The sequence below is a fragment of the Nostoc sp. ATCC 53789 genome (assembly GCF_009873495.1).
GTDB lineage: Bacteria > Cyanobacteriota > Cyanobacteriia > Cyanobacteriales > Nostocaceae > Nostoc > Nostoc muscorum_A.
Genome location: NZ_CP046703.1, coordinates 5,071,419 through 5,094,760, shown reverse-complemented (window position 1 = coordinate 5,094,760; position 23,342 = coordinate 5,071,419). Strand labels below are relative to the sequence as shown.

At 41.9% G+C, this 23,342-nt stretch carries 24 protein-coding genes, 1 tRNA gene and 1 pseudogene; 6 read left to right on the top strand and 20 right to left on the bottom strand.

The features are described from left to right. Window positions 1-5: 5 nt before the first annotated feature. From bchL to GJB62_RS21120, 4 genes and pseudogenes are all read right to left on the bottom strand, one after another. Entirely contained in the window at window positions 6-872 is an 867-nt protein-coding gene (gene bchL / locus GJB62_RS21135; protein ID WP_012410753.1) for a ferredoxin:protochlorophyllide reductase (ATP-dependent) iron-sulfur ATP-binding protein, read from the bottom strand. A 309-nt stretch (window positions 873-1,181) separates the two neighbouring features. Further along, window positions 1,182-1,319 (bottom strand): hypothetical protein, encoded by a 138-nt coding sequence (locus GJB62_RS21130; protein ID WP_159402541.1) that lies wholly within the window; start codon window positions 1,317-1,319, stop codon window positions 1,182-1,184. A gap of 195 nt (window positions 1,320-1,514) precedes the next feature. After that, window positions 1,515-2,590, bottom strand: a pseudogene (locus GJB62_RS21125) (IS1634 family transposase). A 4-nt stretch (window positions 2,591-2,594) separates the two neighbouring features. After that, window positions 2,595-2,969 carry a hypothetical protein gene (locus tag GJB62_RS21120; RefSeq protein ID WP_114085034.1) on the bottom strand — a complete coding sequence of 125 codons (375 nt, stop codon included), beginning with the start codon at window positions 2,967-2,969 and terminating at the stop codon, window positions 2,595-2,597. Window positions 2,970-3,216: 247 nt separating this feature from the next. Here GJB62_RS21120 and GJB62_RS21115 point away from each other — a divergent pair, with 247 nt between their 5' ends. Both GJB62_RS21115 and GJB62_RS21110 read left to right on the top strand, forming a co-directional pair. Beyond that, the gene (locus tag GJB62_RS21115; protein WP_245245980.1) at window positions 3,217-3,399 is read left to right on the top strand and encodes a hypothetical protein; all 183 of its coding nucleotides are present in this window, start codon (window positions 3,217-3,219) and stop codon (window positions 3,397-3,399) included. A 144-nt stretch (window positions 3,400-3,543) separates the two neighbouring features. Then, on the top strand, window positions 3,544-3,810 hold the full coding sequence (locus tag GJB62_RS21110) for a hypothetical protein (RefSeq protein WP_245245979.1): 267 nt from the start codon (window positions 3,544-3,546) through the stop codon (window positions 3,808-3,810). Here the strand turns inward: GJB62_RS21110 and GJB62_RS21105 are convergent. From GJB62_RS21105 to GJB62_RS21080, 6 genes are all read right to left on the bottom strand, one after another. Further along, window positions 3,803-4,135, bottom strand: a complete 333-nt coding sequence (locus GJB62_RS21105) for a XisI protein (protein ID WP_114085033.1) — start codon at window positions 4,133-4,135, stop codon at window positions 3,803-3,805. The genes GJB62_RS21110 and GJB62_RS21105 overlap by 8 nt on opposite strands. Then, window positions 4,123-4,539, bottom strand: coding sequence for an element excision factor XisH family protein (locus GJB62_RS21100; protein WP_114085032.1), 417 nt, complete (start codon window positions 4,537-4,539; stop codon window positions 4,123-4,125). The genes GJB62_RS21105 and GJB62_RS21100 overlap by 13 nt, the downstream gene beginning before the upstream one ends. A gap of 125 nt (window positions 4,540-4,664) precedes the next feature. After that, entirely contained in the window at window positions 4,665-5,405 is a 741-nt protein-coding gene (locus tag GJB62_RS21095; RefSeq protein WP_114085031.1) for an amino acid ABC transporter ATP-binding protein, read from the bottom strand. 78 nt (window positions 5,406-5,483) lie between these two features. Further along, on the bottom strand, window positions 5,484-6,635 hold the full coding sequence (locus GJB62_RS21090) for an amino acid ABC transporter permease (RefSeq protein ID WP_114085030.1): 1,152 nt from the start codon (window positions 6,633-6,635) through the stop codon (window positions 5,484-5,486). Between the two features lie 65 nt (window positions 6,636-6,700). Beyond that, the gene (locus GJB62_RS21085) at window positions 6,701-7,618 is read right to left on the bottom strand and encodes an ABC transporter permease subunit (protein ID WP_114085029.1); all 918 of its coding nucleotides are present in this window, start codon (window positions 7,616-7,618) and stop codon (window positions 6,701-6,703) included. A gap of 60 nt (window positions 7,619-7,678) precedes the next feature. After that, entirely contained in the window at window positions 7,679-8,755 is a 1,077-nt protein-coding gene (locus tag GJB62_RS21080; RefSeq protein ID WP_114085035.1) for an amino acid ABC transporter substrate-binding protein, read from the bottom strand. 650 nt (window positions 8,756-9,405) lie between these two features. Between GJB62_RS21080 and GJB62_RS21075 the strand changes: the two genes are divergently transcribed. Then, on the top strand, window positions 9,406-9,963 hold the full coding sequence (locus GJB62_RS21075; protein ID WP_114085028.1) for a hypothetical protein: 558 nt from the start codon (window positions 9,406-9,408) through the stop codon (window positions 9,961-9,963). Window positions 9,964-10,040: 77 nt separating this feature from the next. After that, window positions 10,041-10,685 carry a DUF3318 domain-containing protein gene (locus tag GJB62_RS21070; protein WP_012410672.1) on the top strand — a complete coding sequence of 215 codons (645 nt, stop codon included), beginning with the start codon at window positions 10,041-10,043 and terminating at the stop codon, window positions 10,683-10,685. A 203-nt stretch (window positions 10,686-10,888) separates the two neighbouring features. Here GJB62_RS21070 and GJB62_RS21065 read toward each other — a convergent pair whose 3' ends face one another. Both GJB62_RS21065 and GJB62_RS21060 read right to left on the bottom strand, forming a co-directional pair. Beyond that, window positions 10,889-11,686: a 7-carboxy-7-deazaguanine synthase QueE gene (locus GJB62_RS21065; protein ID WP_114085027.1), complete on the bottom strand. Its 798-nt coding sequence runs from the start codon at window positions 11,684-11,686 to the stop codon at window positions 10,889-10,891. Window positions 11,687-11,922: 236 nt separating this feature from the next. Further along, the gene (locus GJB62_RS21060; RefSeq protein WP_114085026.1) at window positions 11,923-13,197 is read right to left on the bottom strand and encodes an RNA-guided endonuclease TnpB family protein; all 1,275 of its coding nucleotides are present in this window, start codon (window positions 13,195-13,197) and stop codon (window positions 11,923-11,925) included. A gap of 113 nt (window positions 13,198-13,310) precedes the next feature. On the opposite strand from GJB62_RS21060, the gene GJB62_RS21055 reads away from it, so the two are divergent. After that, window positions 13,311-14,360: an anti-sigma factor antagonist gene (locus GJB62_RS21055; protein WP_114085025.1), complete on the top strand. Its 1,050-nt coding sequence runs from the start codon at window positions 13,311-13,313 to the stop codon at window positions 14,358-14,360. Between the two features lie 122 nt (window positions 14,361-14,482). Here the strand turns inward: GJB62_RS21055 and GJB62_RS21050 are convergent, their stop codons facing one another. The 8 genes from GJB62_RS21050 to GJB62_RS21015 form a co-directional block, all read right to left on the bottom strand. Further along, the gene (locus GJB62_RS21050) at window positions 14,483-15,937 is read right to left on the bottom strand and encodes a DUF697 domain-containing protein (RefSeq protein WP_114085024.1); all 1,455 of its coding nucleotides are present in this window, start codon (window positions 15,935-15,937) and stop codon (window positions 14,483-14,485) included. Window positions 15,938-16,037: 100 nt separating this feature from the next. Then, window positions 16,038-16,114 (bottom strand) — tRNA-Met (locus GJB62_RS21045). Between the two features lie 46 nt (window positions 16,115-16,160). Then, window positions 16,161-17,114, bottom strand: coding sequence for an asparaginase (locus GJB62_RS21040; protein WP_114085023.1), 954 nt, complete (start codon window positions 17,112-17,114; stop codon window positions 16,161-16,163). 103 nt (window positions 17,115-17,217) lie between these two features. Further along, on the bottom strand, window positions 17,218-17,718 hold the full coding sequence (locus tag GJB62_RS21035) for a CGLD27 family protein (RefSeq protein ID WP_114085022.1): 501 nt from the start codon (window positions 17,716-17,718) through the stop codon (window positions 17,218-17,220). Then, window positions 17,715-18,173 (bottom strand): ribosome silencing factor, encoded by a 459-nt coding sequence (gene rsfS, locus GJB62_RS21030; protein WP_114085021.1) that lies wholly within the window; start codon window positions 18,171-18,173, stop codon window positions 17,715-17,717. The genes GJB62_RS21035 and rsfS overlap by 4 nt, the downstream gene beginning before the upstream one ends. Before the next feature lie 319 nt (window positions 18,174-18,492). After that, window positions 18,493-19,623: a HAMP domain-containing protein gene (locus GJB62_RS21025; protein WP_114085020.1), complete on the bottom strand. Its 1,131-nt coding sequence runs from the start codon at window positions 19,621-19,623 to the stop codon at window positions 18,493-18,495. 129 nt (window positions 19,624-19,752) lie between these two features. Continuing rightward, the gene (locus tag GJB62_RS21020) at window positions 19,753-20,421 is read right to left on the bottom strand and encodes a response regulator transcription factor (protein ID WP_114085019.1); all 669 of its coding nucleotides are present in this window, start codon (window positions 20,419-20,421) and stop codon (window positions 19,753-19,755) included. A 6-nt stretch (window positions 20,422-20,427) separates the two neighbouring features. Continuing rightward, a complete protein-coding gene (locus GJB62_RS21015; RefSeq protein ID WP_114085018.1) occupies window positions 20,428-21,993 on the bottom strand; it encodes a HAMP domain-containing sensor histidine kinase in 1,566 nt (521 codons plus the stop codon). Between the two features lie 723 nt (window positions 21,994-22,716). On the opposite strand from GJB62_RS21015, the gene GJB62_RS37545 reads away from it, so the two are divergent. Next, window positions 22,717-23,340: a hypothetical protein gene (locus GJB62_RS37545; RefSeq protein ID WP_245245978.1), complete on the top strand. Its 624-nt coding sequence runs from the start codon at window positions 22,717-22,719 to the stop codon at window positions 23,338-23,340. The last annotated feature ends 2 nt before the right edge of the window (window positions 23,341-23,342 follow it).

The window sequence follows — 23,342 nt, the reverse complement described above, 5'->3', positions numbered from 1 at the left end:
GTGATTTATACAATCATCAAGTCTAGTTCCTCTTCTGAATTAGGAACCTGGGGTTTACCCGGATTTAGATAAAAATCGGATAACAAAGAGAACAACTCCCGATCTGGTGTGTCGTTAGGTACAACACCTTCGGGACGCGCTAGAATTTGGTCGGCGATGTTGAGATAGTAGTCGCAAACGTAGTCTAGGGAAGGATCTTGCTCTGCCATCTCAAACAAAGTTTTACCTTTCACACGGGAAACACGGATATCTTCAATCAAAGGTAAAACTTCCAAAACTGGCATTGGCACAGCTTCTATATATTTTTCAATCAAGTCGCGCTTGGAGGTGCGATTGCCAATCAACCCAGCTAGACGCAGTGGGTGAGTTCGGGCTTTTTCGCGGACTGAAGCAGCGATTCGATTAGCTGCAAACAGAGCATCAAAGCCGTTGTCTGTAACAATCAGGCAGTAATCTGCATAGTTGAGTGGTGCTGCAAAACCACCACAAACTACGTCACCCAGAACGTCAAAAAGAATTACATCGTACTCATCAAAGGCGTTGAGTTCTTTAAGTAATTTTACGGTCTCGCCAACGACGTAGCCGCCACATCCAGCACCCGCAGGTGGGCCACCAGCTTCTACGCAATCCACACCACCGTAGCCTTTATAGATCACATCTTCCGGCCAGACATCTTCGTAGTGATAATCTTTTTCTTGAAGGGTGTCGATAATTGTGGGAATCAAAAACCCAGTCAGGGTGAAGGTGCTGTCATGTTTTGGGTCGCAGCCAATTTGCAGCACTTTCTTGCCACGTTTAGCTAGGGCGACGGATATGTTACAGCTAGTTGTGGATTTACCGATACCACCTTTTCCGTAGACTGCTAGTTTCACTTTTGTTTCCCTCTTATAGCTTCTTGTCAAACTTGTGGCTCAAACATTTGCCTTCACCTTTCCTGAGATGGCGATGCGTGAGGTCTGTTGATGTCATTATTGGGCAAATTACATAGAAAAGAAAGTCGCTCTTAATTTATAAAACGGTTTTATCCAATGAATTAGAACTTAATTAGGGGTATTTTAGTTTTTATGAGCTAATAAGTCTTATTTAGCTTTAAAATTCATCTATAAAAAGTTTTTATTATCTGTTTTTATAAAAAGAGTTACAAAAAGAAAAAAGCTGAAATTGTCTTTTTCAAATGGTTTTCATAGAATTAGCTGATGTTCGTGCAACGTGTTTTCAGGGCATTGAGGCACAGGTGCAAGGGCAAACAGAGGTATATGCAGCATGATGCTGGAAATACTGCTGAAATTTGCGATCGCAGATAAATTGCCAGTTTTCACTCGGTAGTCACAACCATGTAATTTCTGCTTGAGAGTGAGTGAGTATGATTTTGTAAAATATTATTAATTTTGCAAATATTTTCTAAGTCTAAGCTGAGTGAATAGGATGACTCTGTTGGCGAATTGCAATCGCTATCCTCAAAGCCTTGAGATGTCATAGCGCCTCACGCCAAAAACCCACATTCCGCAGGTTAGTTAAGAAAGAAGATAATATTTTCGACAAGGAGCGCCAAAAAACTGAAGAATCCATTGCCTTTCATGGGTTAAGTTGGCAATTTGCTTGATTTGGGAGACGGTAACCAAATGAATTGACATAAAACATTGGAACACCCAACGTAAGGTGGGAGTAGAAGTTGGTTTACCCAACTGATTATCAATAGTTTTTTTTGCCCGTTCTAAGGCTTGACGTAAAGCTCTTTGACCCAGACTATAAACAAGCAAGCACAAACCCATAATCATTGCTAATGCGGCAACTCGCTCAGTCGAATTGAGAAAGACACTGGAAGTAAAAAATAAAGGGTCTTTGAGAAATCGGAAACCACGCTCAGTAGACTGCTGTGCCTTATATTCACGTAAAACATCTTCATCGCTGAGTTCTTCGGCATCGAGGACATTGGTCGCTAAAATAAATCTTCCAGCGCGTTTGGTTTCGATGGCGATGGCTATTTCCTTGGGTTCTAGCGTGGCATCGACTTGGTAGTAAAAGGTAGGGGCAGCATCCTTACTGGGTCTACCACGTCCAGTATGTTTTTTTACTTCCTTAACCTGGATATTAGCCAGTTGGTGTAAGGGCAACTTAGAACTGAGCCGTTGTGCCGCAATCAGAGCATCTTTTGAGCAAGCAAATTCTTGGTTTGACAACTGCCGAAGTTCGGATTGGGCAACTGATAACTTTTTAATTAAACGTTTTTCCAACTGCTTGAGGTCAGCTTCTTTTCTGGCTTGACTTTCGTTAGTCCCGCCTCATATAATTTGTCCAATACTCGACCCAAACGGTCATCGTTTAAGTGTTCTGGACGTATTCCTTCTCCTAAAAGATGCTCGGTAGCTTTGCCTACGAAAAACTTTTCAAACAAATATAACGGCGCACTCACGAATCCTAATCCGTTTAAAATCATTGCTTTTACAACTTGACCTGCACTGATGATTTCTTGAGAGTGAGTTCCCAGCAGTCGGTTAATTTGTTCTACTAAATTCATCTCATCACAGATGCCTGCGACTATGCCGCAGTGGTCAATATCCTGTACCCTGATATTTAATGATGCTGTCATGCTTCTAAAATGCAGCATTTAGGTCATTTTCAAAAATACAGCATTTACGAGCGCACCTGCGGAATCTGGGTTGTAAACTTTGCCCAATTACCCCTAAATCTTGTTCAATACCACCTAGTCGTCTATTAACATCAGCAAATCCTTTAGTTGAAATTGCTGTGTTTGCTCCTGAAACAATCAAATTGAGTACACCAGTAACAGGATTGGTAGCGAAAGACATAGCTTGAGGAGCAAGTGAGCGATTGTCCCGCAACCAAGTAACAATTTTCTTACTAGCTACTTCTCTAATTACACCTCCAACCCGTTCAAAAGTTCCATCTTTCAGCCCTTTAGCAATCCAATCAGCAAGCATAAAGGTTACTGTCACTGGTAAAGTCATAATCTTCTCCAAGTTGATAATAAATACTCAGTAGGGCTATATCTGGTAAAAAATCGCTTGGATTCTCCGCAGCAAATAACCGCACTTTACTCAGTATTCCCAATTTGCGTTCTATTCTGTCTAATAGCGATTGCTCTTTTTAACGAACCACCCACGCTAACAAAGAAAAGCGATCGCTCAAATTCATCTCACTTATATACAGTTACAATATGGTCATAAAGATGCGAAAACTGTTGTACAAGTCATTATGCTAGTTGAACGACCATCTGAAGAAGACGAAACTACCTATCTTCTAAAATCAGAGACGAACAAAAAACATCTAATCAAAGCTTTAGAAAATGTAGAAAAAGGTAACTTAGTTTTTGTTAATTTAGATGAATATGAAAAATTTATCTTTGAATCACAAAATTATAAAATGGAAGAAGATTGATTATTGGGACTTGTAAATATCATTATGAGCAATAAAGGTTATTGAGCCTGGGATATTGTTTTAGTTCAGGCGATCGCTCTTTTTAACCAGAAGATGCAGAGCGATCGCAGATACAATTATAAGTAAAAGGTAAACTTATAGAAAATGGCTAAAATTGACCGCGCTATCACTGAACTAGCTATCGAGTCATTACCAGATGAGAAGGTTTTAGCTCTGTGCGATATGCAGATGGAAACTCAGCAGCAAGAGATTTTCAGTGAGTTGCAAGCGCGTCACCGAGAGGGACAGATGAATGATGCAGAAGTTCGTCAACTAGATGAACTCATGCAGGTATATCGACGTGGCTTAGTAAGTAAAGCAAGAGCCTTAAAAGTGGCTGTTGAACGCGGCTTTAAACCCACTCTTAACTAACAGCGAAATCTGTATATTTCCGCACAGATGGTAACTGAAAACCTAAAACAATATCTTCTTTTGGGACACCTAATTCAACTAATTCATTAGCAATTCCTACCTCTGTTCCATCTTGCTGAATCCAGATTTTATCGTCAATAATATCTAGATGGAGAACAGGCCCATATATGCGGTCTTGCTCACGCCAACCTACATAAACTAATTGATAATGATCGTGTTCTGTATCAAAAATTGTTTGTGCTTGAATACGATTATCCCAAACAGTACTAGCGTGTTGTTCCAGCAAAATCTTAATATATTTTCGATATTCCTCTAGCTTTGCCATTGTGCGATCGCCTCCTGTTCAATATTATAAATTAGTAAACAGAGTTGATTAGTTTGAATGACAGATTGAATAAATGGAAGTATAAAAAACTCATTGTAAACAGTACTAGGAACTGCTAAATATAAAGTCCGATTGGCTTCTTGTTTTTGTAAAGCAATTCGGTAAATGATAAATTGCCCTAATGCAGCATAAAGTTCTGTTATTTTTGATGGACTTAGAAAACTTTTAATTTCAACAGCTATTTTTTGTCCTTGTTTTTCGGCTGCAATAACTTTTTCTGCTCCTAAATCAACATATAGCTCAAGTGTTCCCGCCTGGAGAGCATAAGGATCATGAGTGATTAACCACCCTTCTTTCTCAAGTGCTGTTTTGACAACTGTATGAAAAGCATCTTTAGCAGACACGGGTTTAATTCCAATTTATGGCGGTGCTTGAGTTAATATTTTCCATTTCAATAATACATTGACAACTTAGTGAAACAACAATTAGAAGTGAAACGCAGAGGTAAGTGCAAAGTAGCGCAGAGGTTTTAGAGAATTTGCGACAAAAATTTGCGTATTCTTTCTTCTTTGGGGTTGCTGAAAAATGCGTCAGGGGTAGCTGACTCAACGAGGGAACCGCTATCCATTAAAATAACTCGATCGGCGACTTCACGAGCGAATCCAACTTCGTGGGTGACTACTACCATTGTCATCCCATCACGGGCTAGACCTCGCATTACATCCAAAACTTCGCGTACCATTTCTGGATCTAAGGCTGAGGTGGGTTCGTCAAACAGCATGATTTTGGGTTGCATGGCTAAAGCACGAGCGATCGCAACCCGTTGCTGTTGTCCACCAGATAGCTGTCCGGGATACTTCTGCGCCTGTTCTAAAATTCCCACTCTTTCTAAGAGTTGCATTGCCAATTCTTCAGCTTTTGCCTTTGGCGATCGCCGTACCCAAATTGGTGCTAAAGAGATATTTTGCAGCACTGTGAGATGAGAAAATAAATTAAATTGCTGAAATACCATTCCCACTTCTCGGCGAATGGTTTCAATATTTCGCAAGTCATGGCTGAGGGTAATACCGTCGATTTCAATTTTTCCTTTTTGGTATTCTTCTAAAGCGTTAAATGTGCGGATAAAGGTAGACTTTCCTGAGCCAGATGGCCCCATCAATACTACAACTTCTCCACGATTGACTGTCAAGCTTACACCCTGAAGAACGTGGAATTTTCCATACCACTTGTGAACATCTTCAGCAACAATTATCTTTTGTATATCTGACATATTATTCAAAGCCCTAATAATGAATATTAGTTTTATAACAACCAATAACCAATGACCAAAATGACTAATTATCAATGACTAAATATTTAACTGTCTCTCTAACCGCCGAGAAGCTAACGACATGGAATAACAAAATACCCAGTAAATAAATCCAATAAATATGTAAACTTCTGCATATCGACCAATAAATTGTGGTTGTGCCAATATGGAACGGGCAATACCTGTTAATTCTACTAATCCCACCAAGGATAATAACGAAGTGTCTTTAAATAAGCCGATAAACTGACCAACGATCGCAGGAATAACGGTACGTAAGGCTTGAGGTAAGACAATTAACAAAACCACTAAGGCTGTGTTTAATCCTAGCGCTTTCGCGGCTTCAATTTGACCGCGAGGAACTGACTGGAGTCCACCGCGCACATTTTCTGCCATGTATGCAGCACTAAATAAAACCAATCCAGCAATTGCTCGCAATACCCGATCTAAACGCACATCTGCTGATAGAAACAATGGCAGCATTACTTGAGCGAGGAACAAAATCCCAATCAGTGGTACTCCTCTGACGATTTCAATGTAGAGGATAGAAAACCAACGTACTACAGGCAAATTGCTTGTGCGTCCTAAAGCCAATAAAACCCCAAAGGGAAAGGAAAGCACAATACTGATTGCTGCCATAAGTAGGGTAAGTAGCAAACCGTTCCACAAATTTGTAGATACAGATTGCAATCCAAATCCACCGCCAAGTAGCCAAAGAATAATGGGAAAAGACAGTAACCATAATAGAGAAAGCCAAGGAGTTAGTAACTTAGTAAACTTTCCTCCAACCCAAAAACCTACAAATAGTAAAGCTGCAATTAACAGTAACCAAAGGCGAGATGTAAAGTCTAACGGTAAAGCAACTAACAAAACGCCGATGATCAAAGCAAACAAAGCGGAGAATTGCTTTGTTAATTGTTGCTTACCAAAGAATACACCCGCAGTTACAGCGCCTAAAGTTGAAGCGATCGCTAGCACAATCCAAGTTCGCCAATATAGCGTTTGCGGAAACCTGCCAACTAGAAATAAACGTAAGTTAACCTGAATTACTGCCCATTGTGCTTGAGTAGTTGCCCAAGTTAGAATTCCTCGCAGTATCCAAAATAACAACACCAAACAGACAACAGTTAACAAGCTGTTGTACCAAGTACTGAAGAGGTTTTTACGTACCCAAGTTAATTTGTCATTTGTCATTGGTTATTTGTCATTTGTAAAGACTCATACTTCAACTTTGGAGTTTAGCTGCTTCTTCATCCCCCTTATCTCTCTTTTATTTGCACGCTGCGATTGAATAAATTCATAACTACAGAGATGGTTAAACTCAGGGTGAGATAGGTGAGCATAATCAGTAATATCACTTCTACGGCTTTACCCGTTTGGTTAAAGGTGGTGGAGGCGACAAAATAAATATCGGGGTAGCCGATCGCGATCGCTAAACTGGTATTTTTTGTCAAATTCAGATATTGACTCGTCAACGGTGGAATGATTACCCGCAAGGCTTGGGGAAAAACCACCAGCCGCATAACTAACCCTGGTTTTAATCCTAGCGATCGCGCTGCTTCCCATTGTCCCTTTGGTACTGATTGAATTCCACCTCGGACAATTTCGGCAATAAACGCACCTGTGTAAAAAATTAATCCCAACAGCAAAGCTGAAAACTCTGGTGATAACGTAAACCAAGGGAGTTGTAAGCCATTTTGACTAACGCCAATAAAGCCCCAAAGGGATATCTTATTTTCTGTTTTGGGAAAACTGAGAAAAACAACAAAGTACCAAAACAGCAATTGCAGCAATAAGGGCGTATTGCGGAAAATCTCTACATAAACCATCGTGATATTCCGCACTAACCAGTTGTCAGAAAGTCGGGCAATACCAGCACTTACCCCAACAATGGTTGTCAGAAAAATCCCTGCAACTGCCACCCGCAAGGAGTTAATTAACCCTACCCACAAAGCATGACTGTAGGTGTCAGTGGGTTTATAGCTAATCAGCGTCTCGCCAATATCAAAAGACGCTTGTTGCTTGAGAAAATCAAATCCAAACGGAATACCCAATTGCCGCAAATTGCGCTGGAGATTGCCCCACAGTATTACTACTACAACTGCTGCTAAAAATACGGCAACTAATTGCAAAGCAATCCTCCAAAAACGGACATCACGCCATATATGATTTGTCATTTGTCATTTGTCATTTGTCATTGGTTATTCTCTTTGTCCCCCTCATCCCCCTCATCTCTTCTACCGGAAGGGCGGAGAATAAAGCAGCCCGCCTTTGCTCCAGAGTTGATTTTGACCACGAGCTAGATTGAGTTTTGTTTTGGGGCCGAGATTGCGATCGTAAACTTCGGCGTAGTTACCGACGTGCTTAATTATTCTGGCTGCAAAGTCGTTTGTTAAGCCGAGTCCTTCGCCAAGGTTGCCTTCTGTTCCTAAAAAGCGCTTAATGTCTGGATCGGTACTACTTGCAAACTGACCCACATTTTGGGAAGTAATACCCAATTCTTCAGCTTTTACCAGAGAATAAACCACCCACTTAACAGCATCTCCCCACCTAATATCTCCTTTGGCGACTGCTGGTGCAAGGGGTTCTGAAGATATCACTTCATTGAGAATCACGTTATCTTCTGGTTTTGGTAAAATTGTCCCCCGCGAAACTAATGCTGAACGGTCAGCCGTAATGCCGTCGCAACGACCTTCAGCATAGGTAGCAAAGGTAACGTTAACGTCTTCAAAGACAACGGGTTTGTAAGTGATGCCTCTTTTCCGCATTTGGTCTGCTAAGTTCTGTTCGGTAGTAGTGCCAGTTTGAACGCAGATTGCTTTATCCTTCAGGTCTGCTAGGGACTTAATATTGCTACTTTTGCGAACCATTATGGCTTGTCCGTCGTAAAAGACCACGGGTGCAAATTCTAGACCTACGGAGGTATCACGGCTAAGAGTCCAGGTAGTATTGCGGCTGAGAACATCTACTTCACCAGTTTGCAAAGCTGTAAACCGTTCTTTGGAATTGAGATTGCGGAATTCTACTGCATCTGGATTGTCAAATAAAGCTGCGGCGATCGCGCGACAGACATCGACATCAATGCCGCTATACTTACCATCAGTCCCCACAAAGCTAAACCCTGGCACTTCGCCACTGACACCGCAAATTATCTGGCCACGTCTTTTAATGTTATTCCAGCGATTTTGATTTTCTGGTGCAGCTGCATTACTGCCTGGAGTGCTGGGTGTATTTGCTGTTTGTGAATCTCCACTACAAGCAGCGATCGCAAAGACTAGAGGTGCGATCGCTAAAATTAAAGCTGATTTACGCATAAATTTCATTGATATCGACAATCATAAATGTATTGCTCACTACAATCATTCTATAAAAACAATTTGTTGCTTGTAATATAAAACTTTACCAGCATTTGTGCTAAATTTATTCATTTTGAAAAACCGGATTTTAAGTTTTTATTTATTCTTTTAAAAGTCTTAGATGCTAAGTGTAAATCTCTCAATTTTGCTTAGACTTTCGAACTTTATTTTAATTTTCCATCTATCATACTTGATATAAAAATACATTCATTTAACTTGGAAGATAATATTAAAATTTTAGTTAATTGGTTTTATATTATTTACTAGATAATATTTAGAAGCATACACAGGACTTACGCAAAATAATGAAAAAACGAACCACAGAGGGCGCAGAGGACACGGAGAAATAAGAGTTTCAGAGAGTTCTTGCGTAAGTCCTAATACATTTAGCGCTTCTTTAAGAATTAGCAATAGAACCCCAGGAAATCTTATTCACAGCGCAGCATGAAAATCTGTTTATCCTATTTCAATGCCCCATGCCCCATACCCCATGCCCTAATTGCATACTTTGATGCGATCGGAAGTAGCCACACCAACCTAAAGAACTACCCCTAGCAGGTTAAACTAGGTCTGGTAACAACTGCTCCACCGTTCCTTATGAGGCTTTTATGGGAGCTAACCTCAAACAGATTGCCAACTATTTAGACAACCTTGGTTGGGACTACCGTTTTGATGATGAAGAAGACCGGATAATAACAGGTGTAGAAGCTGATAACCTAGAAGATTTTCTGATAGTTGTCCAGTTGGATGAAGAGGGAAAATTTTTTCGGGTATTCGCCCCTCAAGTTCTGTCAGGAATTCAAGACCACCCTCACAAGGGGGTTATTTTACAGACGATGCTTGCCATTTCCTGGGAAACCAAAATGTTGCAATGGGAGTATGACCCGTCTGATGGTGAAATTCGTGCCATTATTGAGTTTCCTCTAGAAGACTCAATTCTCACAGAAAAGCAATTTCACCGTTGTCTGAGTGGGTTAATTCAGATTGTAGATGGCATAGCCATACCTCGCCTCAAAGAAGTTATGGCAACGGGTCTTGATCCGGGGAATATAGAACTTGGCGAAAGACTGTTACTCACTATCCAAGAAGAAGCTCCAGGATTGCTAGATTTACTAGAAAAGGCAATGGAGGCACGGAAAAAGCGAGGAAGTTTTCCCAAGGAGTGAGACGGATCATCACTTAAATAGCTATACTCCAAAGTGATACCCTCACTATATACTGAAATTTTCTGGGGCTGGATATTATGACATCCTATGCAACCTCCTCTGCCAAAGCGGAAATGAGTGAACTACGGCGGTTGAAAGGCTTACTACCGCCAGAATTACAGAGCTGGGTCACGGTTGAAGGCACAACTGAAGTCAATCCACCCCTGGTTCGCTGCGAAGAAATTGGTAAAGACCAGGTAGAAATTCAAATTGACCTGGTGAAATGGGATGCCCTCGCAATGGATCAGCGTAATCTGCTGTTCTGGCATGAAGTTGCTCGCGTTCAAAATGACACAATTCCTAAAGATGGTTGGGAAATGGCAGCATTAGCCATCGGTTTAGGTGGTGCTGTCGGCGAATTGTGGGTACAAGATGGATTGCTGCTGGTGTTAGCTTTGTCGCTGTGTGGCGTGTCAGGCTGGCGACTGTACCAAAAGAATAATGGGGAAAAGCAACTAAAAGAATTGCTCAATGCTGATGAGAAAGCGATCGCTTTGGCAACTCGTTTTGGTTATAGCCTACCCAATGCCTACAAGAGTCTCGGTAGCGCTTTAAAAACCCTGATTGACAATACTCCTAGCAAGCGCCAACGGTCAAGATACGAAGCAAGACTTTCTGCCCTCAAACGCAGTGCCAATAAAGCAAAAGCTAAATCCAAAACTCCAGACGAAGGCGGATTGTAATTTAGGAGAGACGCAATTAATCGAGTCTCTACAATTAGGAGTGAAATCTAAACTTCAAACTCCTCACTCCTAATTCTGCCTTGGACTCGGAATGTCTACTAAGGGGCTGCTGCCTTGCTGATTAGCGGCAGCAATGCCCATTTCATAGAATCTTACTTTTTTCTTGACTACATCTTTATCAAACTCAAATTTTACAGAAGCTTTTACAGTTGGTTCAGCATTTTATGCGTCTGAGGGATCACACGCACGTGCTTGACAAACCCCTTCATCAAAGCTTGCCAGGTTAAAACTTGATCGGCAGTAGGCGCAAGCATAAGTATTGGGGAGAATTGTTCAGATACTGCTAAAGGCGTAACAGGTTGTAAAAACACTGAGATATCTGGACTAACCTCTGCCACTAACGAAGCTGAACGTTCCAACTCGGCTGGATCTGTGTTTTGAGACACAATTATCTTGACAAAAACATTTAAATATGAGTCATGACATAATTGGAGAAATTTAGCATGTTCTTGCCAATGGCTTTCGCCGCTAACACTAGGCAATTTGAAATCCATACCCACAGAGTCTAGATAGGGAAGAATCATCGCTAGTTGTTCTGAGCGATGCCCGCCAGTTTCTAAGTATATGGGTAGACCAGTTATGTCTCGCACTTGGGGTAGAAACTGCGTTAGAAATGGGGCATGAAGAAGTGGTTCTCCCCCAGTTAAGCTAATGCTATCGTGTAGACAAGGTAGATTTTGCTGTTCCACCCATTCGATTAATATGGGTAATGGAACAGGGTTAGAGTGGATTTCAAAGTCGCGCAATCCAGGCGATCGCTCTATCCGACAAGTAGAAGGTGCATTCCAAGTGTGGGCACTATCACAAAAGTGGCAGCGCAAATCGCACAATGCAAAACGAATAAATATTTGACGTGTCCCTACATTCAGTCCTTCCCCTTGAATGGCAGAAAAGACCTCAACTAGGCGTGCGGTAGGTGTAACCGTAGTTTTAGCAATCATTTGATTTGATGAGAGCAACGCGATCGCGCTGCGTCGACACAACAGCAAGGATGTTTCTTGGCTTCTTGTTCTATTGTGAATCGTCGCTAGCGATCTCCAATCTCAGCCTCGGTAAATAGTAATTAGTCCTGATTACTACTGATTGCGATATAAGGTGAAGTAATTTTTTAGGACAAAATAATGTTTGGCAGATTACATTATACTTGACACTCCCTGCTCTAAAGAGACAGAGATTATTAAGAGATTTTCACCCTTAACGGCGCTGCCAAAACGCTCCTACCCAGTCCGAACCGAAGTTCATCCAGGCTACTTTTAAGATGCTTGACCAGAATATTGCCAGCCCCATTGCAATCAGCGTTGACCAACCATCCATGAGCGGTACGGTACAAGCCGCGCTTGATACGTTTGCCGCTAAACATATATTTGGCTGGGTTGTCAGCGTTCCAGACAGGCACAGTGTCACCATCCAGAAACGAGGCAATGCTTGTGTAAGATTCCTCCTGTTGCGCCACTGCAATCCCGTAACGCTCACAGAGGCTTTGCAGCTTGCGATTCAACGTGTATATCGGGATTTGCGTAAAGTTTTGATTGTTGCGTTTGCCCAAATTGACCCTTTGCTTGAGGTCAGGGTTGTAACCCACAACAATTTTGCTAATGCGATTGTCTCGACACCAATTGACGATGTACCGAGCCGCTTTATTCAGGTAGTCGTTAACCCTGTGGTTACGGTTATCAAGGAGCGCAGCTTGGCGATGTGTCAAACCTTTGCTGCAATGCCTGTCCTTTTCAGACTGCAAACGAGCATTCTCCTTGTTGTACCAATGGTTGAGCGACTTCAACCTTCTGCCGTCGATGATGAACGACTTGTCTGTGCTACTGACACAAGTAGCCAGGTTCTCCAAACCAAAGTCAATGCCAAGCATTGCTCCAGTCTGTTCAACCTGCGGTTCTGGCACGGACTCATAGACATAAGACACATCAAAGAATCGCGCACCCAGTTTGGGACGGATGCGAATCTCTTTAATGGTTCTGCCTCTAAGCATCTCTGGAATCTCAAAGCTCACCTCGCCATGCTCACGTCGAAAGGCGCGAGACGAAGGCACGGTGAACAGCCAGTTTTTCTTGGGCAGTCGCGTTGTCAAATCACGCTCTCTGACTGGAATAACCAGCAGGAAATGCCCGTCTTTGGGCAAGTAATGCGGCATACTGACCTGAGCCATGTATTCTCCCCGTTGTTTCATCTGAAGCAACTTGAAGAACGAACCGAACGAACGGTCAACAATTTTCAGGGTTTGCTGGGCAATATCAGTTGCAAGCATTCCATAGTTTTCATTACCCTTTGCATGGTGGTAATTGCCCTCATAGCGCAGATAGCGACGCTCTTGAAAGAAGTACTGACGCACGTTATACAGCCCCACATTGAACATATTTTTGCTCAAGTGGCAAAGCTGTTTCAGGATGTCAGACTCTGCTGGACTCAAATCGAGCCGATTGGTTTGAGTCAAAAGCATAATGCTTGCCGCTACATAGCAACCATTATAGCGGCAAGACGGTTAAAATCGCCCGTTCGTTTTTCCGCTCCGCTCTAAACAGACGGAGTTCCCAAACGTATCAGATATTTCTTATGGCAACGAAAGTGCAGAGCTTCATGACTAGCCAACCGACAGAGGTCGATTTTCCAGTTAATTCCCTAAACGACACGGCTATAATGCAGGTGCCCGCGCGGTTGAGCGTGCTGGAGGCTTTAGACTTTAAGCAAACCTGCCAAAGCTTAATTCAGCCCAATTCACATCCTAAACAGATCATCATTGACTTTCACCAAACTACTTTTATGGATAGTAGTGGTTTAGGTGCCCTGGTCAGTAATTTTAAATACGCCCAGACTAAAGGAATTACATTAACACTGCGGAATGTAACACCTCAAGTCATGGCAGTCTTAAAACTCACGGGATTGGATCAGGTTTTTCCCTTAGAGTCGGTTGACGATGGATTACTAATAGAACCAGAAGACTTAGTTGAGCATCGGAAGACAACTTCTCGTAAAGTAGAGCCGTTACCCACTACTCATCCTTCTGTAGCATCTTGGATGAAACGGTTCTTAGATATTGTCGGGTCTGTGGTTGGTTTATTAATTACAGGAGTTTTGTTTATTCCGATTGCGATCGCTATTCAAATTAACGATCCTGGCCCCATTTTCTTTAGTCAAACCCGTTGTGGTTGGATGGGAAAGCGGTTTGAGATTTGGAAATTCCGTTCCATGTGTGTGGATGCAGAAGCAAGGAAATCCCAAGTAAAAAACCAAGTGCAAGGTGCATTTTTCAAGAATGAAAATGATCCCAGAATTACCAAGGTAGGGCGCTTTTTACGGCGAACTAGTCTTGATGAATTACCTCAATTTTGGAACGTCCTCAAAGGAGAAATGAGTTTAGTAGGTACTCGACCACCCACACCCGATGAAGTGGAACGTTATGAAGTACCAGAGTGGCAACGTTTAGATGTTAAGCCTGGTATGACTGGTGAATGGCAAGTCAATGGGCGGTCTACAGTCCGTAGTTTTGAAGATGTAATTCGCCTAGATTTGCAGTATCAAAAAAATTGGAGTTTGGTGTACGATTTAAAGCTAATTTTCAAAACTATAACTATTCTATTTAATAGAAACAGTGGTGCTGTTTAGCTAACTACCCTTATTCACAATTCTTTGGTAACTTCCAACTTTCGCAATAATTATTAGATATACCCAAGCCCGTTATGGGCTTGGGTAAATTTTAGGTTTCTACAGTACTACAGTAAGTGAAATTATCCTACAGCCTTCTGAATACCTACAACTTCAACCTGCTGTACTTCTGGCAACAAACGCTTCACGCTTTGCTTAACAAATCCCTGCAAAAAACCAATCTGCTGATTTTGCTGAAATACTTTTTGCAAGGTTTGCCGCAAATTCTCTAAATTCAAACCAGTCCCAGAATCTATTGCTATTTCCTGCTCTTGGAAATACTCAACTAGACTTAACCCTGCGACTCTAGTCAGATAAGCTGCACTTACTCCCTGCACTACGCCACCTGCAACAAAGGTAACGGCATTACTTTTAAGAACAGTACTAATCGCCTTTGTAGAAAGTTCAACTAAACCCAGTTTCAGCATCAAACTTCCCATTGTTCCAGCTACAGTTTGTGCTTGTTCTAGGGAAAACTTCTGCTGATAGATATTACCCAAATCCATTACCATTTGAGCATTAATTGCCGCAGTCGCTAGAATATCAAGGGCTGGAACTGGGTTAGCAAAAGCAGCAGCAGCAGCTATCCATTGATATTGTTCAATAATTGGGGTGGCGCGATCGCGTCTGGTTCCATTCAGCCAGTTTTTCGCCTCAGCTTTCAACAACCCGGCTTTCCTCATGGTAGTTACCCAAACCAGGCGCTGTCTTTGCTGTGCAAAAACTTCACCCAAATGCTGAGTTAACTGCTGGATATCTGCTGTTGGTTGTTCCATCCACTCTTGCACAGCACCATCAGCCTCATGCTTTCGGACTTTGATGGCTATGGGAGAGGCGGCTGTTGCAACTACATTTCCCTGCATTCGCTGTTTCAATGACAGCAAGATGCTGGCGCTTTCATCGGCTAAATACTGGTCTTGTTTGTTGAAAACCAGGATTGTCGGCTGATTTGCTGCTTTTAGCTGCTGTAGGGTTTGGAATTCTGAGTCTGTCAAATCACCGTTTGTCAGAAATAGAACAAAATCTGATTTTGCAACTTCTGCTAAAACCGCAGCATCTGAATTGTTACCCGTTTCTCTAAATAAAGGTGTTGTCTCTTCTAAAGACACCAAATTTTGTGTCTCTATTTGCTTTAAAGCTTGAATTAAGGTGCTTTTACCTACGGATTTACCGCCAGTCACAGCAACTTTAATTTCTTGTCTGTCTAATTCCAACAACAATTGGGTAATTTGTTCTCGCAGTGTCTGTAACGCCGGATGGTTTTCTGATTCTTGTGCCAGTTGGTTAATTACAGTTTCAGTTTTAGCGATCGCACTTTCCACAGTCGCCCGATCTACGAGCATATCATCTAGCTGCTTTAAACTGTCTTTCGGGCGATTTTGCTGGAATAACCACAAACCACCGCCTACAGCTAAGGCACTCAACAAACCAAACTCACCCACCTGCACTATCGAATCGTGCCAACTGTCCAACATCCACAGAGAAAAGGACAGTCCCAATCCTCCCACTAAAATTGGTCGCTGCAACTTCACAACCATGATTCTCCGCGCCTTTTAGATGGCTATTTCTTCCAGAATAGATCAAAACAAAACAAAAACCCTGCAATCTTCACTGATTGTAGGGTTTTTGTTTTTTATTTGGTGGCGGGAAGTGGATTTGAACCACTGACCTTCGGGTTATGAGCCCGACGAGCTACCAGGCTGCTCTATCCCGCGTTGCTCTCGACTTATTTATAATAACCTATAGTCAAGAGTTTGGCAACTACAAAAATGATAATTCTCCAATTACTTCTAAACGCGTGTATTTTCCCAAGGTGGCAAACTTTTCACAGAGGCTTTCGGCGGCGCTAGGACTAATCCAACCCATTTGCTTGAGTAGGTGAATAGCAACAGCGTGTTTTGCCCGTTTTGTCCCATCCATAACTTTGATTGCTAATCCCAAGCCTTCACCGAGTCTACCAATGCACTGTACTCCTTCGGCACCACTTTTACTAACCAGTTCCCCTGGAGTTAAGCGCATCAGTTCCGTATCAAATTCTCCATCTCCTGCTACCATCGCGGGGTGATGAGTCATAGCCCGGACGATGCGCTCCATATCCAGATTGGTACTAGAGGCTAGCAGCGCATATAAAGATGCCATGTGTCCTAGTTGCATCAAATAAGTTGGTGCGCCACAGTCATCATGAGCGCAGATAAATTCTGCGGCTGGCATTCGCAGCAACTCTGCTACTTTGCCCAAAATCAATTGCTGTACTGGGTGCTTGCGATCCAAGTAGTTATTCAAGGGCCAACGGCGTTGCTGACAAACAGCTAACATTCCCGCATGTTTTCCAGAGCAATTGTATTCCAGAGGACTGTGCTTACCTTCAGGAGTTGGACACTGGAGTATAGTCGGGTCAAGATCAGCTCGCCAAAGGATGTTAAATACCTGTCGGACTTGATCTATTGTTCCTTTATGGGAACTTGTCATAATTGCTAAGTCGCGATCGCTGAGGTCATAGCGTTCCAGTGTACCTGTGGTGGTGACTGCGAGTGCCTGAAATGGTTTGAGGGCTGAACGGATAAATGCAGCAGTTTCAGAATTGCCGGCAACGGTTAGAACCCGTCCCCGATCGTCGCATACTACAGCCTGGACTATATGCCTGGATTCAATAATACCTTCCCGCAGCAACCGGACTTCCAGTGCTGTGGCTTGAGTTCGTTTTCCCATTGTCATGGGTTTATATTTATCACCTTTTTTTAATTAATTTAGTCATTGGTCATTGGTAATTAGTCCTTAGCTAATGACTAGTGACTAATCACCAATGACCAATGACTCTTTAAAACAAATGCCAAACTATCGTACCAGTAACGTACATTCCCGCCAAGCCAGCGAAGGTAAATTGCAATCGCCGCAAGATGGGTTTGATTTCGTATGCAACAATTAAGCGATCGCGGTTAAGGATTTCCTGTGGTTTCGTCCAAGTTTGGCCGTCGTACCAGCCGGACTCTTCATAAAATACTGTGGGACTGCCAAGGCGATCGCACACGTAGAACCAGCCTAAGTATAATCTTACCAGTGCCAGTACGACCCCGACACTGGCTGCTGCTGCACCACAAAGGATAAAATGTGCAATATACTTGTGGGGAGGAAAACTTGCTGCTGCCACAGGTGCTGCGATCAGCCAAGATAAACTCCAAATCCAAGCTATTTTCGTGATATATTCGCGCAAATCTAAAGTGCTATCACGAAACAACCAGGAAGTTTTTAACTCTTCGTACTCATTGAGCGGTTGTTGGTCTATGGGAACTGGGCAATTTGAAACCGAAGACCTAATCATGTTGGCTTACCTTCACCCTCATCAGATTCTGGAAGGGAAATACGTTCTGCATGAATCCAGAACGCTTCTAAATTATAAAACTCCCGTTCTTTGGGCATCATAATGTGAACGATCACATCACCGTAGTCTTGTAATACCCAACTCCCCTCAACTTTTCCTTCTGTCCTTATGGGACGACGTTGCAACTCAGTTTCGACTTTTCCTTCAATTGCTTGAGCGATCGCTCTGACTTGTACCCTAGAATAGCCAGTCATCATCACAAAGTAATCCGCTAGGTAAGATACCTCTGCTACTTTTAGCAATATAATCTCACCTGCTTTGCGGTCTAATCCAGCTTCTGCTATCGTTGCAGCTAATTTTCCGCTCTCCTCTTCAGTATGGGCGTGGCTCTTGACCACACTCTTCGTCAGTGGGACGGATTGTAATGGGAAATTTCCTTGGAAATAATCAGTCATTAAACCTCAGGTGCTTTTTTTCTTTTGGAACAATTGTTTACATTTACTTACAAATCACAAACAATTGATCTGAAAATGTGTCAATAGGTTTTTTTGAATACTAACAAAAAAACGGGAGCCTATGGGGTCTAGTTTGATAATTCACTGCTTAGAATTTTGACAATAGCAATTAGCAGTTGCGTATGGCTATTGTGTAGCGATAAATTAACCAATAGCTTTTTAGCAAGGATTTCTGGTGAAATATAGTGTTGCCCCACTGGGGATTAATTGACTATTTGGGGTGACATCTAGGCTATTTCCGGGTCAAAAGATTTATTTTTCAGCTTTGATCGCCATTTTCCTCAGTTTCTCCAAGTTGAACTTGAGTACGTTGCAATTCCTCTAATGCCATCTTTAAGCTGATATTTTTCTCATTTAACTCCCGTGTTCGTTCGCGTACTTTCTCTTCTAGTACTTGGTTGTATACTTCTAGCTGTTCGTTAGCATCATTTTGGACTGTGATAAGTTGCTGAACTTCCAAAATTAAACGATTGAGCGAATTAGCCAAGATCCCAACTTCATCATTAGTCGTTACGGGTGCTTGTAAATCAAAATTAGATTCCTCTGTAACCTGTTGAGCAACATGGGTGACTGCTTGAATAGGACGGGCAATGGCCTGACTAGTGAAAATTGCTAATAATGTGGCGATCGCAATCGACACTAACAGGCTGCCTAAAATAATATTTAGACGTAATTTCTCTGCCCTTCGCAGTTCCCAATTTGCTTGCTGATACTCCTCGGCGATGACTTCAACAAGGTTTGTGATGTCATCAAGAAAATCATCAATCATAAAAATTGATGAGCTATGCATGAAATTGAACAGTTGAGTTTGTGCTGTCCTAATTTCGTTTGGTGATAATTTACTGGGATTGTGATCGTTAAACAGAACCTCTGTGCGCTGTAAATAAGTATCAAAGCCTTTGTGGGTCTGCAACAAGCGATGAACAGCTTCTTGTTCAATTACAGAATCGTATAGAGTCGGGTTCTCAATACTGTAGTTAGTTTTGAACTCAAACCAAACTTGTCTAGCTTGCTCAACATAGTTAAGTAACAAATTATATTGTTCTAGCCATCTTTTTGGTTGATCCATGTACAAAATCAGCTTATGTTGGTTGGTACGAACACGAAACACACTGATTTTGAGTTGGTACATCTGATATAACTCTTCAATCGCCGCTTCTTCGCGCTTTTGCGCTTGTCGCTGGTAATAATCTGCAATCAGAAACCCAATGCTAGTTCCCAGTACAGCAATGCTTACAATTAGTGCATATCCAATGCCAATCTTTTGACCAACTTTGAGATGGCTGAACCAATATCTAGAATTGCTTGTGTTTGAACTGGAGTTATTTGATTGCAAAGAGCTATTAGATCGACCAAAAGCCAGATCATCGAAGTTGTGATGCTGTTTCATAATCAATCACGACCTTGATGAACTTGAATGCGTTCCAATAGGGGACAGGGGAGGCAGGGAAGGCAGGGGAAGAAAAAAGCGTATTGGGACAAGGGGGAGAATTTTTTACTATAAACTCAGCACTCATTACTACGTTCGCAAGCGATAACCCATGCCTCTAACTGTCTCAATCAGTTTGCTGCCTAGTTTTTTACGGAGATAACCGACATAGACATCGACAATATTAGAACCTGGGTTGTAGTCGTAACCCCAAACGTAATCGAGGAGTTGTTCTCGACTGATGACTTGTCCTGGATGGCGGCAAAACATTTCTGCCATAGCAAATTCACGAGCAGGTAGCTCTATTAAGCGATCGCATATTTTTACCTGTCGAGTTCGCAAATTAAGCTCCATATTACCAGCTTTGAGGATAAACTCTTGGGCATCTCTGGCAGGTCTGGTACTTCGCAACCGTAATCTTACCCGCGCCAACAGTTCTTCAAATCGGAAGGGTTTGGTGACATAATCATCTGCACCTCCTTCTAGCCCAGCAACTTTGTCGTGAATATCACTTCTAGCAGAGAGGATAATCACAGGTATGTCTTCTCCCTGTCCGCGCAGTTCTTCGAGTACTTGAAATCCGTCTTTTCCAGGCAACCCTAAATCCAGAATTAACAAGTCAAAGGTTCCACTTTGCAACACATCTAGCACATACAACCCATCTGTCAGAATTGTTGTTGTGAACCCTTGCGATCGCAACCCTTTTTCAATAAATGAGGCAATCCGGGGTTCATCTTCAACGATGAGAATGTTGGGCATAGATACTCATTTTTTGGGGGGATCGAGTGGTAAAACGATGGTGAACATCGAACCTGTTCCTAACTGACTACGAAGTAATACTTGTCCAAAGTGAGCCTCTGCGATCGCTCTCACTATAGAAAGCCCAAGTCCAGCACCCTCTGAACGACGGCGACTTTTGGAAGATCGGGCAAAGCGTTCAAAAATTCGTTTTTGATCAACCAGTGGAATGCCTTCACCTGTATCGCGTATCCAGAAGCGCACCTTTCCTTTGGCGATCGCTGAACCTATGGAAATAGTATCACTCTCCTTAGTATGCTGAGTAGCATTTTGAGCTAGATTCATCACGGCTTCGGTAATTCTTTGTCGGTCAACAACAATTTGACCTTTGGCTACAGAGTCTAGTTGCCAGTCTCTCTCTGCCAGTGCTTGGGCTTTAACAAATAATTCTTTGGTTAAATCTGCCACATTTACTGTTGCTACCTGTAAAAAGTCGGCGCGTTCTGCTTTTGCCAGCAAAATCATATCATCAACCAAACGACTCATCCGGTCTAGTTCTCCAATGACTAGTGCCACGGTTTCCTGTTGTTCTTGGGGATCATCTCCCATCAGTTCTAGGTGTCCGCGAACAATAGTGATGGGAGTTTTCAGTTCGTGTCCAGCATCGTTGACAAATTCACGTTGGCTAGCAAAGGCTGCTTCTACCCTGTCCATCATTTCGTTGAATGTCTTTGCCAGTTCTGCTAGTTCTCCATTACCTCGCGCAGGCAAACGCTGAGTTAAATCTGACTCACTGATGGCATGAGCCGTTGTAACAATTGTCCGCAGAGGAGCCAGTATCCGCCCCGCAGCTAACCAGGTAAGAATTAACGACACCACAAACACTAGGCTGAAAACTTCAATAATCACAGTGACTGCTTCTAAGGCTTCTGTCCTTTCCCCAGTACTATTGTGGGCAACGACAAAGACTCCCCGTGTTTGCCCATTAATAGTAATGGGTTCCACCATGTAAATAATATTACTAGCGTCAGGGACGAAAAATTCTTGTTCTCCCTGTTCTGGTTGGGTCTGTTTTGCCCACCGTCTCATGAGTTGTGAATCTCTGGCTAAAAGCTTAGGACGGGCGCTAGGACTAGATTTGTAGAATTCACCATCTATAAAAGCGATAAAGTAGGATTCATCTTCTAGTCGCCGATACAACAAATAAGCTCTAAAAAGCTTGATTAAGTCTTCTACGGAGGCTGGAGCAGTGGTTTGTTCTTCTCTAGAGAGTAAGCGACTCAATTGCTTTGACTCGTTCAATATATCTTCTGAGTCATAATCAGTCAGTCTATTCTCTGTAACAAACTTTTCGCCCTTAATCAATGCTTTGAAAGCCATCATGTTTGCTTCCATCTCCTGACGAACACGGTCATCAATGCGCTGATATACCTGATAGCGAAATGCCGGAATAGCAGTGAGAAACGTTATTCCTAAAATCAGCAAGTACCAGAGCAAAATCCGGGTGCGTGCTTCTCCCAATAGTTGCTGCCAAATTAAAAGCAACGGAGATACTTTGAAAACAGACAAGCGATCGCAAAAACTCTTTACCATACTGCTCATTTTTACTCATCCTCTTTTGAGATAGTTTAAATTCATCTTTTACTTGCCAAAAAGCAATGTTAATTAAATTTACTGTTCATCTATTCAAGTTAATTGTGTTACTAAGGTCATGGAAGTAGTTACATAGATATTTTGGTTTTAAACAAAGTTTTTTACCTGAATAAAATTTGGAATATCGACCCTTTCTATCAGTCTTTAAATCTTAGAGTTAAGTTTTTCCATATATTAATTAGTTTTTAATGAGAGAATTTTCATCAATTTTTCATGAAAAATTGATAATTTTTTAAGTAGCCTTTAACTTTCATTAACAAAACAATAACTTAATTTTAAGTTCATGCTTTAAATTTGATTTTTACCAATGAAGATATTATCTATTAAGGTTGGATAAATATCTGCATTTTATTACAAAATAATCATGAATACTCATACAAATTCTGTATGAAGATGCGCTAAACCATATTAGGAGTGAAGTATAAGAAAAAACGAACCGTAAAGAGCGCATAGACGCGGAGAGGCTTCCGTAGGGTAGCACACAAATAAAGAGAGAGAAAGAAAGAAAATTTGGCGCAGCTTCACAAAGAAATGGTATCAGAATATTTTTCTCTTTTCTAATTTAAAAAACCAACTCAATATTTAAAAATCTACCTGTAATAAAAGTGTTAATTAAATTTGTAAGTCGTCAGCCACCAGATGAAAACTTGGTCAGGAGTACAGATGAAAAACTTTTTACCCTCCGTTAAAGAAATAGCACGAACGCCGACTAATTTAGCGTCTTCAGAGGTTAGTAGTTTATCTAACAATGCTCGAAAATGGCGCATTGCTTTATATTCGCACGACACAATGGGACTGGGACATAAGCGCCGTAATTTGTTGATTGCTCAAACTTTAGGATGTTCAGACTTAGAAATTAATGTTTTGCTGATTAGTGGAATACAGGATGCCAGCAATATAACAACACTAGCAGGGGTTGATTGTTTGACTTTACCTGCTTTGCACAAAGATATTGATGGGCAATATCAGGCACGAAGATTGGATTTATCATTGCAGGAAATTATTACACTGCGATCGCAAGTTATTCTTACCACCATCAAAACTTTTAAACCCGATATTCTGATTGTGGATAATGTACCGCGAGGAGCAGTCAGAGAGCTAGAACCAACACTAGATTATTTGCGTACCCAAGGCAAAACGCACTGCATTTTAGGTTTACGGGATGTGTTAGATGACCCTACATCTGTGCATCGAGATTGGAAAAGAATAGCTAATGAAGAGGCGATTCAAACCTACTATGATGCAGTTTGGGTGTATGGTGATCCAGCCATTTATGACCTAGCATAGGA